This window comes from Enterobacter sp. SCRI0065 (genome assembly GCF_059766475.1).
Genome location: NZ_JCBAJB010000003.1, coordinates 469,836 through 483,782, shown reverse-complemented (window position 1 = coordinate 483,782; position 13,947 = coordinate 469,836). Strand labels below are relative to the sequence as shown.

General features: G+C 53.9%; 11 protein-coding genes. 9 read left to right on the top strand and 2 right to left on the bottom strand.

The features are described from left to right. The first annotated feature begins 4 nt into the window (after positions 1–4). The 4 genes from AC6EMZ_RS12335 (at position 5) to tldD (ending at position 7,439) form a co-directional block, all read left to right on the top strand. The gene (locus AC6EMZ_RS12335; protein ID WP_498402785.1) at positions 5–598 is read left to right on the top strand and encodes a Maf family protein; all 594 of its coding nucleotides are present in this window, start codon (positions 5–7) and stop codon (positions 596–598) included. Next, on the top strand, positions 588–2,057 hold the full coding sequence (rng, locus tag AC6EMZ_RS12330; protein WP_498402783.1) for a ribonuclease G: 1,470 nt from the start codon (positions 588–590) through the stop codon (positions 2,055–2,057). The genes AC6EMZ_RS12335 and rng overlap by 11 nt, the downstream gene beginning before the upstream one ends. Before the next feature lie 45 nt (positions 2,058–2,102). After that, positions 2,103–5,903: an AsmA2 domain-containing protein YhdP gene (yhdP, locus tag AC6EMZ_RS12325; RefSeq protein ID WP_498402782.1), complete on the top strand. Its 3,801-nt coding sequence runs from the start codon at positions 2,103–2,105 to the stop codon at positions 5,901–5,903. Positions 5,904–5,993: 90 nt separating this feature from the next. After that, positions 5,994–7,439 (top strand): metalloprotease TldD, encoded by a 1,446-nt coding sequence (gene tldD, locus AC6EMZ_RS12320; protein ID WP_498402832.1) that lies wholly within the window; start codon positions 5,994–5,996, stop codon positions 7,437–7,439. Between the two features lie 38 nt (positions 7,440–7,477). On the opposite strand, the gene aaeR is transcribed toward tldD, so the two are convergent. Then, a complete protein-coding gene (gene aaeR, locus AC6EMZ_RS12315) occupies positions 7,478–8,404 on the bottom strand; it encodes an HTH-type transcriptional activator AaeR (protein WP_498402780.1) in 927 nt (308 codons plus the stop codon). Between the two features lie 178 nt (positions 8,405–8,582). On the opposite strand from aaeR, the gene aaeX reads away from it, so the two are divergent. The 5 genes from aaeX (at position 8,583) to AC6EMZ_RS12290 (ending at position 13,560) form a co-directional block, all read left to right on the top strand. Continuing rightward, complete coding sequence (gene aaeX, locus AC6EMZ_RS12310) at positions 8,583–8,786, top strand: p-hydroxybenzoic acid efflux pump operon protein AaeX (RefSeq protein ID WP_003860416.1); 204 nt, start codon at positions 8,583–8,585, stop codon at positions 8,784–8,786. A gap of 7 nt (positions 8,787–8,793) precedes the next feature. Further along, the gene (aaeA, locus tag AC6EMZ_RS12305) at positions 8,794–9,726 is read left to right on the top strand and encodes a p-hydroxybenzoic acid efflux pump subunit AaeA (RefSeq protein ID WP_498402779.1); all 933 of its coding nucleotides are present in this window, start codon (positions 8,794–8,796) and stop codon (positions 9,724–9,726) included. Between the two features lie 5 nt (positions 9,727–9,731). Further along, a complete protein-coding gene (gene aaeB, locus AC6EMZ_RS12300) occupies positions 9,732–11,699 on the top strand; it encodes a p-hydroxybenzoic acid efflux pump subunit AaeB (protein ID WP_498402778.1) in 1,968 nt (655 codons plus the stop codon). Between the two features lie 87 nt (positions 11,700–11,786). Further along, positions 11,787–13,241: an NAD-dependent succinate-semialdehyde dehydrogenase gene (locus AC6EMZ_RS12295; RefSeq protein WP_498402777.1), complete on the top strand. Its 1,455-nt coding sequence runs from the start codon at positions 11,787–11,789 to the stop codon at positions 13,239–13,241. 46 nt (positions 13,242–13,287) lie between these two features. Next, positions 13,288–13,560, top strand: a complete 273-nt coding sequence (locus tag AC6EMZ_RS12290; protein WP_498402776.1) for a barstar family protein — start codon at positions 13,288–13,290, stop codon at positions 13,558–13,560. Between the two features lie 68 nt (positions 13,561–13,628). Here AC6EMZ_RS12290 and yhcN read toward each other — a convergent pair whose 3' ends face one another. Then, positions 13,629–13,895: a peroxide/acid stress response protein YhcN gene (yhcN, locus tag AC6EMZ_RS12285; protein WP_498402775.1), complete on the bottom strand. Its 267-nt coding sequence runs from the start codon at positions 13,893–13,895 to the stop codon at positions 13,629–13,631. Positions 13,896–13,947 lie beyond the last annotated feature (52 nt).

The window sequence follows — 13,947 nt, the reverse complement described above, 5'->3', positions numbered from 1 at the left end:
TTCTATGACGTCTCTCTATTTAGCTTCTGGTTCCCCGCGTCGTCAGGAATTACTGACTCAACTGGGCTTGTCTTTCGAACGTATCGTCACCGGCATTGAAGAACAGCGTGGTGAAGGTGAAAGCGCGCAGCAGTATGTTTCCCGTTTGGCTCGGGAGAAGGCGCAGGCAGGCGTGGCGCAAACGCCGCGCGATTTACCAGTGCTGGGAGCGGATACCATCGTGATTTTCAATGGTGAAGTTCTGGAGAAACCGCGTGACGCTGAACATGCGGCACGTATGCTACGCACATTATCCGGGCAAACGCATCAGGTGATGACTGCCGTTGCGTTGGCAGACAGCCAGCATGTTCTGGATTGTCTGGTTGTCACGGAAGTGACGTTCAGAGTACTTTCCGATGAGGAAATCGCCGGTTATATCGCAAGCGGTGAACCTATGGATAAAGCAGGTGCATACGGTATTCAGGGGCTGGGTGGCTGTTTTGTCAGGAAGATTAATGGCAGCTATCACGCCGTAGTCGGCTTACCGCTGGTGGAAACGTATGAGTTGCTGAGCAATTTTAACTCACTACGTGAGAAAAGGGATAATTATGACGGCTGAATTGTTGGTAAACGTAACGCCATCGGAAACCCGAGTGGCTTATATTGACGGCGGTATTCTCCAGGAAATCCACATTGAGCGTGAAGCGCGACGCGGAATAGTAGGCAATATCTACAAAGGTCGGGTCAGTCGTGTACTGCCAGGTATGCAGGCGGCATTTGTAGATATTGGTCTTGATAAGGCAGCGTTTTTACATGCCTCCGATATCATGCCGCATACCGAATGTGTGGCAGGTGAAGAGCAAAAGCAGTTTACCGTACGCGATATCTCCGAACTCGTTCGTCAGGGCCAGGATTTGATGGTGCAGGTGGTGAAAGATCCGCTGGGTACTAAAGGCGCCCGTCTCACCACCGACATCACCTTGCCCTCCCGCTATCTGGTGTTTATGCCGGGGGCATCACACGTGGGTGTCTCTCAACGCATTGAGAGTGAAAGCGAGCGCGAGCGCCTGAAAAAGGTTGTCAGTGCCTATTGTGATGAGCAGGGTGGGTTTATCATCCGAACGGCGGCTGAAGGGATAAGCGAAGAGGATCTTGCTTCTGATGCGGCCTACCTGAAACGCGTCTGGACCAAGGTGATGGAGCGTAAAAAACGCAACCAGACGCGCTACCAGATGTACGGTGAACTGGCGCTGGCTCAACGCGTGCTGCGTGATTTTGCTGATGCCCAACTCGACAGGATCCGCGTGGATTCGCGTCTGACGTATGACGCGCTGCTTGAGTTCACCGCCGAGTACATTCCCGAGATGCCGGGTCTGCTGGAACACTATGCGGGCCGCCAACCCATCTTCGATCTTTTCGACGTTGAGAACGAAATCCAGCGAGCGCTGGAGCGTAAGGTCGAGTTGAAATCAGGCGGCTATCTGATTATCGATCAGACCGAAGCCATGACCACGGTAGATATCAATACCGGGGCTTTTGTCGGCCATCGCAACCTTGACGACACCATTTTCAATACCAACATCGAAGCGACCCAGGCCATCGCGCGCCAGCTTCGTTTGCGTAATCTCGGCGGTATTATCATCATCGACTTTATCGATATGAGTAATGAAGACCACCGACGCCGCGTGCTGCATTCTCTGGAGCAGGCGTTGAGCAAAGATCGCGTAAAAACCAGTATTAACGGCTTCTCCCAGCTTGGTCTGGTCGAAATGACCCGCAAGCGAACGCGTGAAAGCGTAGAGCACGTTCTGTGCAATCAGTGCCCAAGCTGTCACGGGCGCGGCACGGTAAAGTCGGTTGAGACCGTTTGCTACGAAATCATGCGTGAAATTGTTCGCGTTCATCACGCCTACGACTCGGACCGTTTCCTGGTCTATGCTTCTCCTTCAGTGGTCGAAGCCCTGAAAGGCGAAGAGTCTCACGCGCTGGCAGAAGTGGAAATCTTTGTCGGCAAGCAGGTAAAAGTCCAAATCGAACCGCTCTATAACCAGGAACAGTTCGACGTGGTAATGATGTAAGACGCAGTATTGCTGCGAGACCAGAACGGCTGACAAGGAGAAAGCGTGAGGCGATTGCCGGGGATTTTACTGCTTACAGGGGCAACGTTAGTCGTCATTGTCGCGTTGCTCGTAAGCGGGCTGCGTCTCGTTTTGCCGCATCTGGACAGCTGGCGCCCGCAGGTGCTGGCGAAAATTGAATCCGCGACCGGCGTTCCTGTCGACGTCAGCCAGCTTAGCGCAAGCTGGCAAAATTTTGGTCCGACGCTGGATGTGCGGGAGATCAATGCCAGCCTGAACGATGGCGGCTACCTGAAGATTAAACGCGTCACGCTGGCGCTCGATGTCTGGCAGAGCCTGCTACACATGCGCTGGCAGTTTCGCGATCTCACCTTCTATCAACTCCAGTATTTAACCAATACCCCGCTGCGTAACGATCCAGACAGCAAAGGTATTGAAACTAACCGCATCAGCGATCTCTTCCTGCGTCAGTTCGATCATTTTGATCTGCGCGACAGCGAGGTGAGTTTTATTACGCTTTCCGGCCAACGGGCGGAGCTGGCGATCCCGCAGCTGACGTGGTTGAACGGTAAAGATCGGCATCGTGCAGAAGGACAAGTCAATCTCTCTAGCCTGAACGGGCAGCATGGCATCATGCAGGTACGCATGGATCTGAGCGACGACAATGGGCTGTTAAACAATGGCCGCGTCTGGCTACAGGCCGATGACGTTGACGTTAAACCGTGGCTGGGCAAATGGATGCAGGATAACGTGGCGCTGCAACGAGCGCAGTTTAGTCTTGAAGGCTGGCTGACCCTGACCGATGGCGATATCGCTGCTGGCGACGTGTGGCTTAAGCAGGGTGGAGCAGCGTGGAAAGGTGACGATCAAACGCATGATATGTCCGTTGATAACCTGACCGCGCATGTCACGCGCCAGGGCGATGGCTGGCAGTTTGCGATCCCCGATACGCGCATCATTATGGATGGTAAAGCCTGGCCGCGTGGTGCGTTAACGATGGCGTGGGTACCCGAGCAGGAAGTCGGCGGTGTCGCGAATAAACGCAGTGATGAACTGCGTATTCGCGCCAGTAACCTTGAACTGGCTGACCTCGAAGCCTTGCGTCCCATTGCAAACAGAATGTCATCATCGCTGGGCGAAGTCTGGCAAGCCACGCAACCGAGCGGACAAATTGACGCGCTGGCGCTGGATATCCCCTTGCAGGCAACGGAAAAAACACGCTTTAAAGCCTCCTGGAAAGCGTTGGCCTGGAAGCAGTGGAAGCTGCTGCCGGGCGCTGAGCATTTTAGCGGTACGCTGGAAGGCAGTGTCGAAAACGGCAGGCTGACGGTGCAAATGAATGACGCCAAAATGCCTTACGAAACGGTCTTCCGTGCCCCGCTGGAGATTGAAAAAGGGGCTGCCACGCTAAACTGGCTCAAAAATGACAAAGGCTTCCAACTCGATGGACGCGATATCGATGTGAAAGCTAAAGGCGTGCATGCCAGCGGCAATTTCCGCTACTTGCAGCCTGAAGGCGATGAGCCGTGGTTAGGTATTCTTGCAGGGATCAGCACAGACGATGGTTCTCAAGCCTGGCGCTATTTCCCCGAAAACCTGATGGGCAAAGCGCTGGTGGACTACCTGAGTGGAGCGATTCAGGGCGGTCAGGCGGATAACGCGACCTTGGTTTACGGTGGAAATCCGCACCTTTTCCCTTACAAACATAACGAGGGCCAGTTCCAGATTCTGGTCCCGCTGCGCAATGCCACCTTTGCCTTCCAGCCTGACTGGCCGGCATTAAAAAATCTCGATATTGAGCTGAATTTCCTCAACGATGGTTTGTGGATGAAAACAGACAGCGTCGCGTTGGGCGGCGTGACTGCCAGTAATCTGACGGCCGTTATCCCGGACTACTCCAAAGAAAAGCTGCTGATAGATGCGGATATTAACGGACCGGGTAAAGCCGTTGGACCTTATTTCGAAGAGACACCGCTGGATGATTCGCTGGGCGCGGCCCTACAGGAACTGCAGATTGATGGCGATGTGAATGCTCGCTTACATCTCGATATCCCGCTGGACGGTGAGATGACGACGGCAAAAGGCGAAGTGAAGCTAAATAACAACAGTCTGTACATCAAACCGCTGGATAGCACTCTGAAGAATCTGAGCGGGGCATTCAGCTTTGTGAACGGCAACCTCAAGAGCGAGCCGCTCAAAGCCAACTGGTTTAATCAGCCGATCAATGTGGACTTCACCACAACCGAGGGCGAGAAGGCCTATCAGGTTGCGGTTAACATGAATGCTAACTGGCAACCGTCGCGCATGGACGTTATGCCAAAACCTATCGCTGAAGCCATTGATGGCTCAGTGGCATGGGACGGCAAAGTGGCGATTGACCTGCCTTATCGCGGCAGTGCGCGTTACAAAGTCGACGTGACGGGCGATCTCAAAAATATCAGCAGCCACTTACCTGCACCACTGGATAAGGCATCTGGTCAGCCGTTACCGATGAAGATTAATGTCGACGGTGACCTGAACAGCTTCGCTCTGACCGGCAGCGCCAACGGTAAAAATCACTTCAACAGCCGCTGGCTGCTCGGGAGTAAACTCACCCTGGACAGGGCTATCTGGACTACGGATAGCCGGACCATCCCGCCGCTGCCGGAACAGCAAGGCATCGAACTCAATTTACCGCCGATGGATGGAGCGGAATGGTTGGCGTTGTTTAATAAAGGGGTTGGACATAACGTCGATGACGCAGCCCAGTTCCCGCAGCATATCACCGTGCGTACACCGTCGCTGGCCCTGGGCGGGCAACAGTGGAACAACCTCAGCATTGTGGCGAAACCCACAGCAAACGGCTCTATGGTAGAGGCTCAGGGGCGGGAGATTAATGGTACGCTGACGATGCGCGATAACGCGCCGTGGCAGGCGGCGATTAACTATCTCTATTACAACCCGGCGACCGCCACAGCGAAAGGAGAAAGCAGCGCAGTTTCGCCACTTTCAGCAGTATCAAAAGTCGATTTCAGCGGCTGGCCAGATCTGCAGTTGCGCTGTGCGGAGTGCTGGTTGTGGGGCCAGAAATATGGCCGTATTGACGGTGATTTTGCCATTGATGGCGATACGTTGAGTCTGGTTGGTGGTCTTATCGATACCGGTTTTGGACGTCTGACCGCTGATGGCGAATGGGTCAACGGTAAGGTTCAGCAGCGAACCTCCTTGAAGGGCACCATCAAAGGCAACAAGGTGGATGCCGCTGCTAATTTCTTCGGCGTGAACACCCCGCTCAGAGGTTCTTCTTTCGATATAAATTACGATCTGCACTGGCGCGCTGAGCCGTGGAAGCCGGATGAAGCCTCGCTTAACGGCATCCTGAAAGCGAAGCTGGGCAAAGGTGAAATAGCCGATGTCAGCACCGGACATGCCGGTCAGATTCTGCGCCTGCTGAGTTTTGATGCGCTGCTGCGCAAGCTGCGCTTTGACTTCAGCGACACGTTCAGCGAAGGGTTCTACTACGATTCCATCAGCGGTACGGCCTGGATAAAAGACGGCGTCATGCATACTGACGATACGCTGTTGGATGGCCTGGAGGCAGATATCGCCATGAAAGGTTCGGTGAACCTTGTGCGTCGCGAGCTGGATATGGAAGCGGTCGTTGCGCCAGAAATCTCCGCGACCGTAGGCGTAGCGGCGGCCTTTGTGGTGAATCCGATTGTGGGTGCCGCGGTGTTTGCCGCCAGTAAGGTCCTTGGGCCCTTGTGGAGCAAAGTCTCGATTCTGCGCTATCGCATTACCGGTCCAATGGATAAGCCACAGATTAATGAGGTCCTGCGCCAGGCGCGTAAAGATGCAAAGCAATGATTTGACGCGGGCGATTTATTGCCTCACTCTCAATTAAGAAGAATTTTTTACCGCCCCGTGGCGACAACGAACGAAATGAGTAGCAAAACGATGAGTCTGAACCTGGTAAGTGAACATTTGCTCGCAGCGAACGGCCTGAGTCATCAGGACCTGTTTTCCATCCTTGGTCAATTGACCGAGCGCCGTCTCGACTACGGCGATCTCTATTTCCAGTCGAGCTATCACGAATCCTGGGTTTTAGAAGACAGCATCATTAAAGATGGCTCTTATAACATCGATCAGGGCGTCGGCGTTCGGGCAGTGAGCGGTGAGAAAACAGGCTTTGCCTATGCCGATCAAATCAGCCTGACTGCATTGCAGCAGAGCGCTCATGCGGCCCGAACCATTGTGCGTGAAAACGGCGATGGTCGCGTGAAAACGCTGGGTGAAATTCAGCATTCTGCGCTTTATACCAGTATCGATCCGCTGCAAAGCATGAGCCGTGAAGAGAAGCTGGATATCCTGCGTCGCGTGGACAAAGTGGCGCGCGCTGCGGACAAACGCGTACAGGAAGTGTCCGCCAGCCTGAGCGGTGTTTACGAATTGATTCTGGTGGCTGCCACTGACGGTACGCTGGCGGCTGATGTGCGCCCTCTGGTACGACTCTCTGTCAGCGTGCAGGTCGAAGATGACGGCAAACGCGAGCGCGGCTCTAGCGGCGGCGGTGGTCGTTTCGGCTATGACTGGTTCCTGGCCGATGAAGACGGTGAAGTGCGCGCAGATGCGTGGGCAAAAGAAGCCGTTCGCATGGCGATGGTGAACCTTAACGCGGTTGCAGCGCCTGCGGGTACATTACCTGTAGTGCTGGGCGCAGGCTGGCCCGGCGTTCTGCTGCACGAAGCGGTAGGGCACGGTCTGGAAGGTGATTTCAATCGTCGTGGCACATCGGTCTTCAGCGGTCATATGGGCGAACTGGTTGCCTCTGAGCTTTGTACCGTCGTGGATGACGGAACTATGGTCGATCGCCGTGGTTCAATTTCTATCGACGATGAAGGCACACCGGGTCAGTACAATGTGCTTATCGAAAACGGCGTGCTGAAAGGCTACATGCAGGACAAACTGAACGCGCGTCTGATGGGCGTTGCGCCAACCGGTAACGGTCGTCGCGAATCCTACGCGCATCTGCCGATGCCGCGTATGACTAACACCTATATGCTGGCGGGTAAATCCACGCCTCAGGAGATTATCGAATCGGTAGATTACGGTATCTTCGCGCCTAACTTTGGCGGCGGTCAGGTGGATATCACTTCTGGTAAGTTTGTCTTCTCAACCTCAGAAGCCTATTTGATCGAGAAAGGCAAAGTCACCAAAGCGGTGAAAGGTGCCACACTGATTGGTTCGGGTATCGAAGCCATGCAGCAGATTTCGATGGTCGGCAACGATCTGAAGCTGGATAAAGGCGTGGGCGTCTGCGGTAAAGAAGGCCAGAGTCTGCCGGTCGGCGTAGGTCAGCCGACGCTGAAGGTTGATAATTTGACCGTAGGCGGCACCGCCTGATTGTTGTTTTCTGATGCCCTCCCTCGGAGGGCATCAGGTTATTCCTTTCTTCTTCCTCGCATTCCCTGATACAGCTCCGCGACTTCAACGAAATATTCCGTCAGATAGTTAATACATACCTGCACCTTGAGCGGCAGTTTGTCCTTTTCGGTATACAGGGCATACACCGGGCGTGGATCGGATTGATAGCGCGGGAACAGGATCTCCAGCTCACCGCTATTGATCTCTTTGATCACCCACATAAGTGGGACATACGCGATCCCCGCACCGGCAACCAGCCAACGTGAGATCGTCATCGGATCGTTGGTGACGAACCTGCCTTGCGGAAGCAATTTAGTTGAAAGCCCTTCTGGCGCAATCAGTTCAAACGCATTATCGGGGCGGACGCTATACTCCAGCCAGGAATGGTTGCTGAGATCGGCGGGCTTTTCCGGGACGCCAAACTGCGCAAGATAGTTTTTTGAAGCGCAAACCACCATCGGCATACTGCCAAGACGGCGTGAGAAAAGGCTCGAGTCCTGTAATGCGCCCACGCGGATCACCACGTCCAGCCCATCAGCAATCAGGTCCGGTGCCGGTATTCCGGTGACCAGATTGACCGTCAGCCCTGGATACTCTTTGAGCATCTCCGCCGTCATGCCCGCCAGGACATTTTGTGCCATAGTTGAAGAACACCCAATGCGCAGCGTTCCGATAGGGGTGTTGTTAAAGGCGTAAAGCTGCTCGTGAACATCCTGTACTTCGTGCAGCATACGACGACAGCCCTGATAATAAATTTTCCCGGCTTCCGTCAGCCCAATGCTGCGCGTGCTGCGGTTTAGCAGCTTCACCTGAAGCTCATCTTCAAGTTTCGATACCGTCTGGCTGATGGACGAAACGCTCATCTGAAGCTGTCGGGCAGCTGCGGTAAAAGAGCCAAATTCGACGACTTTGGCAAACACTGACATGCGTTTTAGACGTTCCATTGTTCACTCTGGCTTAAAAGTGATTTAGATCACATATTATAGATAACAGCATAACAGTTACGGTAATATATCATTCATTACATAACAGCCACGCCACTCCCGCACGGTTTTCTTGCCCTCCTGCGGTGGCGCAAGCTTAAAAATACTGTCGCCTGCACGCTTCCTAATCAAGGTCAACATGAGTCTGTTTCCCGTTATCGTGGTGTTCGGTTTGTCGTTCCCGCCGATATTCTTTGAGCTTCTTTTATCACTGGCGATTTTCTGGCTGGTGCGTAAGGTGCTGGTCCCAACCGGGATCTATGATTTTGTCTGGCACCCTGCATTGTTTAATACCGCGCTTTACTGCTGCCTGTTTTACTTAATATCGCGCATGTTTGTCTGAGGTCGATGTGAAAACACTAACAAGAAAAATCTCCCGCACCGCCATCACCGTGGTTTTGGTTATCCTGGCGTTTTTCGCGATTTCCCGCGCGTGGGTTTATTACACTGAATCACCCTGGACGCGCGATGCGCGTTTCAGCGCAGATATCGTCGCCATCGCTCCGGATGTCGCCGGCCTGATTACTGCCGTTAACGTACACGACAACCAACTGGTAAAAAAAGATCAGGTGCTCTTTACCATCGATCAGCCTCGCTATCAAAAAGCGTTAGAAGAGGCTCAGGCAGATGTCGCCTATTATCAAGCTCTGGTGACGGAAAAGCGTCGTGAGGCAGGGCGTCGTAATCAACTGGGCATTCAGGCTATGTCTCGTGAAGAGATCGACCAGTCCAATAACGTGCTGCAAACCGTGCTGCATCAGTTAGCTAAAGCGGAAGCCACGCGTGACCTGGCGCAATTAGATCTCGAACGAACCGTGATTCGCGCACCGTCCGATGGCTGGATAACCAACCTGAACGTCTATACCGGTGAGTTTATTACCCGTGGCTCCACCGCTGTGGCGTTAGTCAAACAGCACTCTTTCTATATTCTGGCGTATATGGAAGAGACCAAACTCGAAGGCGTACGCCCAGGTTATCGCGCTGAAATCACCCCGCTTGGGAGCAATCGCGTTCTGAAAGGAACGGTCGATAGCATTGCCGCGGGCGTCACCAATTCCAGTGCGACTCGCGATACGAAAGGGATGGCCACGGTCGATTCCAACCTTGAGTGGGTACGTCTGGCGCAGCGCGTGCCGGTCCGTATTCGTCTGGATGAAGAGCAGGGTAACCTATGGCCTGCTGGCACGACGGCCACGGTTGTCATCACTGGCGAGAAGGATCGCGACACGCATAACGATTCTCTGTTCCGCAAGATTGCTCACCGTCTGCGTGAGTTCGGTTAAGCGTTATGGGTATTTTTTCCATCGCCAGCCAGCATATTCGCTTTGCCCTTAAGCTGGCATGCGCCATCGTGCTCGCGCTATTTGTTGGTTTTCACTTTCAGCTTGAAACGCCTCGCTGGGCAGTATTGACGGCGGCTATCGTGGCGGCCGGTCCGGCGTTCGCCGCCGGGGGAGAACCTTATTCCGGCGCGATTCGCTATCGTGGGATGTTACGTATTGTCGGCACCTTTATCGGCTGTATTGCCGCGCTGACCATCATCATTACGATGATTCGCGCTCCGCTGCTGATGCTGATGGTCTGCTGCATTTGGGCGGGTTTTTGTACCTGGGTCTCATCGCTGGTCAAGATTGAGAACTCCTATGCATGGGGACTTTCTGGTTATACCGCGCTGATCATTGTCATTACGATCCAGGCGGAACCGCTTCTGGCACCGCAGTTCGCGCTTGAGCGCTGTAGCGAAATTGTCATCGGTATCGTCTGCGCCATTGTGGCCGATTTGCTCTTTTCCCCGCGTTCCATCAAGCAGGAGGTCGATCTTGAGCTGGATGCGCTCATCGTTAGCCAGTATCAACTGATGCAGCTGTGCATTAAGCATGGCGACAGCGAAGAAGTTGATAAAGCCTGGGGCACGTTAGTGCGTCGTACTGCTGCGCTTGAAGGGATGCGCAGCAACCTGAATATGGAATCGTCCCGCTGGTCCCGCGCCAACCGTCGCCTGAAAGCCATCAATACCGTCTCACTGACGCTCATTACCCAGGCGTGCGAAACCTATTTAATTCAAAACACTCGCCCGGAATCGGTTACTGATACGTTCCGCGAGCTATTCGAAGAGCCCGTTCAAACGGTGCAGGACGTCCATAAACAGCTCAAGCGTATGCGTCGGGTGATTGCCTGGACCGGTGAGCGTGATACGCCGGTCACCATCTACACCTGGGTCGGCGCGGCGACGCGTTATCTGCTGTTCAAGCGCGGTGTTATCAGTAATACGAAGATTAGCGCTACCGAAGAAGAGGTTCTGCAAAGCGAGGTTGTCATTAAAGCGGAGTCGGCGGAAAGACATCATGCGATGGTCAATTTCTGGCGTACCACGCTGGCCTGTATGCTCGGGACCTTATTTTGGCTGTGGACCGGCTGGACCTCTGGTAATGGCGCGATGGTGATGATTGCGGTTGTCACGTCGCTGGCGATGCGCTTACCCAACCCACGTATGGTGGCAATCGACTTCTTGTACGGTGCGATAGCCGCGCTGCCTATTGGTGCGTTTTACTTCCTGGTCGTTCTCCCGTCCACCCAACAAAGCATGTTGCTGCTGTGCATTAGTCTTGCGGTGCTGGCGTTCTTTATTGGCATTGAGGTGCAAAAACGACGTTTGGGATCGCTTGGGGCGTTAGCGAGCACCATTAATATTCTGGTGCTCGATAACCCAATGACGTTCCACTTCAGCCAGTTCCTGGACAGCGCGTTGGGTCAACTGGTGGGCTGTTTCCTGGCAATGATGGTCATTCTTCTGGTACGTGATAATTCGCAGGCGCGCACCGGACGTGTTCTGTTAAACCAGTTTGTCTCTGCCGCGGTATCAGCGATGACCACCAACACCGCCCGGCGTAAAGAGAATCATCTGCCCGCGCTTTATCAGCAGTTGTTTTTACTGCTGACCAAATTCCCCGGGGATATCGCCAAATTCCGTCTGGCATTAACGATGATCATCGCGCACCAACGTCTGCGTAACGCGCCAATCCCTGTCAATGACGATCTCTCCGCGTTTCACCGCCAGCTGCGTCATACCGCCGATCGGGTTATTTCGGCCTCTAACGATGATAAACGTCGGCGCTACTTCGGCCAGCTTCTGAATGAGCTGAATATTTATCAGGAGAAGCTGCTTATCTGGGAAGCGCCGCCGCAGGTGACGGAACCGGTTCGGCGTCTGACCGAGATGTTGCACCGCTATCAAAACGCGCTGACAGACAGTTGATCACTCATAAAACCGATGCCAAAAGCGTCGGTTTTTTTGTGGCTATACTTACTCCTGCAGGTTCTTAAATCCAGATCAGGAGGACACATGACCACCCAGACTCTCCAGGACAACGCGCTTTTTCAAACCGGATTTCTGGTCGACGGCGTATGGAAAACGTTGGACACCACCTTTGACGTCTTAAACCCCGCGACAGGTGAAGTCATTGCTAAAGTCGCGAAGGCTGGCAAAAAAGAGACCGAAGACGCGATCGCAGCGGCGAGTCGTGCCTTCCCGGCGTGGCGTGCGAAAACCGCTAAAGAGCGCTCAACGATTCTTTACCGCTGGTACGAACTGATTATCGAAAATAAGCGCTGGCTTGGGCAGCTTATGACCACTGAACAAGGCAAACCGCTTAAGGAAGCGGAAGGCGAAGTGGAATATGCCGCCAGCTTTATTCAATGGTTTGCCGAGCAGGCGAAACGCGCCAACGGCGAAATTATCCCGTCGATTAAACCGGGCTCGCGCATTCTTGCCACGCGTGAACCCATCGGTGTCGTCGCCGCAATCACGCCGTGGAATTTCCCCATGGCTATGCTGACCCGCAAGCTTGGCCCGGCACTCGCCGCAGGCTGTACCGGGGTGATTAAACCCGCGAACAATACTCCGCTGAGCGCCTTTGCGCTCCTGACGCTTGCCAAAAAAGCGGGCGTACCGGACGGAGTACTCAACGCCGTGGCGGGTAATACGCATGAGATAAGCGATGCGATTATGGCCAGCCACGACGTGCGCAAAATTTCCTTCACCGGCTCCACCGCCGTCGGCAAAACGCTGGTGCGCAATGCTGCCGAAACCATGAAGAAAGTCTCTATGGAACTTGGGGGGAACGCGCCTTATATCGTGTTTGAGGATGCGGATATCGACGCTGCCGTGAAAGGCGCAATCGCGAATAAATTCCGTAACGCGGGGCAGGTATGCGTTAGCGTGAACCGCTTCTACATCCAGGAATCGGTCTACGATACCTTTGTGACTAAACTCGCCGATGCGGTCAATGCGCTGAAGGTGGGCAATGGTCTGGAGGAGGGCGTCGTCGTTGGACCGCTTATCGAACCTGCTGCTGTTAATAAAGTGCGTGAGCATGTAGACGATGCTGTCGCGAAAGGCGCAACCGTGCTGGCGGGCGGAAAACCGCATTCACTCGGTGGTAACTTCTGGCTGCCGACCGTTTTAGGTGACTGCCACGAAGGGATGAAGCTTGCCGAAGAAGAGACTTTTGGTCCGGTCGCGGCCTGTTTCCGCTTCACGTCGGAAGAAGAAGTTATTCAGCGCGCGAACAATACACCCTTTGGTCTGGCGGCCTACTTTTACACGCAAAACCTTCAGCGGGTATTTCGCTTCTCGCAGGCGATCGAAAGCGGGATGATTGGCATTAACGAATGTGCGGTTTCCACGGAGCTGGCACCCTTCGGCGGCGTAAAAGAATCAGGTCTGGGTCGGGAAGGTTCGGTGCTGGGCCTGGAAGAGTTTCTGGAAGTGAAAACCCTGCATATCGGGGGATTATAACTATTGTCAGGGCGACAGGGTCGCCCGTCTGGACGGGGTAGCGGGCATGAATATCTATACCTTTGACTTTGACGAGATCGACAGCCAGGAAGACTTCTACCGCGAGTTTTCGCGAACCTTCGGCATTGAAAAGGGAAAAGTCACTAATCTTGATTCACTGTGGGATGTGCTGGTGGGGGGCGTCTTGCCTCTACCGCTGGAAATCGAGTTTATCCATTTGCCGGATAAGCTTCGTCGGCGCTTTGGGGCACTGGTTTTGTTATTTGATGAAGCAGAGGAAGAGCTGGAAGGGCAATTACGATTCAATGCTCGTCACTGATTAACAGCGATAAAAAAGCCCCTGACAAACCGTCAGGGGCAAGTCGTATGATCAGATACGACGAGGGTTTATTTGTACAGTTCAGCCGTTGCGTGCCAGTGGTCACCCTGGTTCAACTCAGTGACGCGATAGCTGCTGGCACCTGCTTTTTCAGCTTTTGCGGAGAGTGCCTGACGGATATCCATCGGAGATCCCGCAACTGACGATACGGATACGCTACCCATGGATTGCAGATTTTGTGCTTGCTCGGTGTTCACCTGCTGCACAGCGGCGCTGGCACCAAAAGAGAGAACAGAAGCCAGACCAAGGGTTGCGATGATTAATTTAGTGTTCATAGTCGTTATTCCTCAAAATGTTAGCTCAACGGCGAGAAGGGTTTAACCGCTT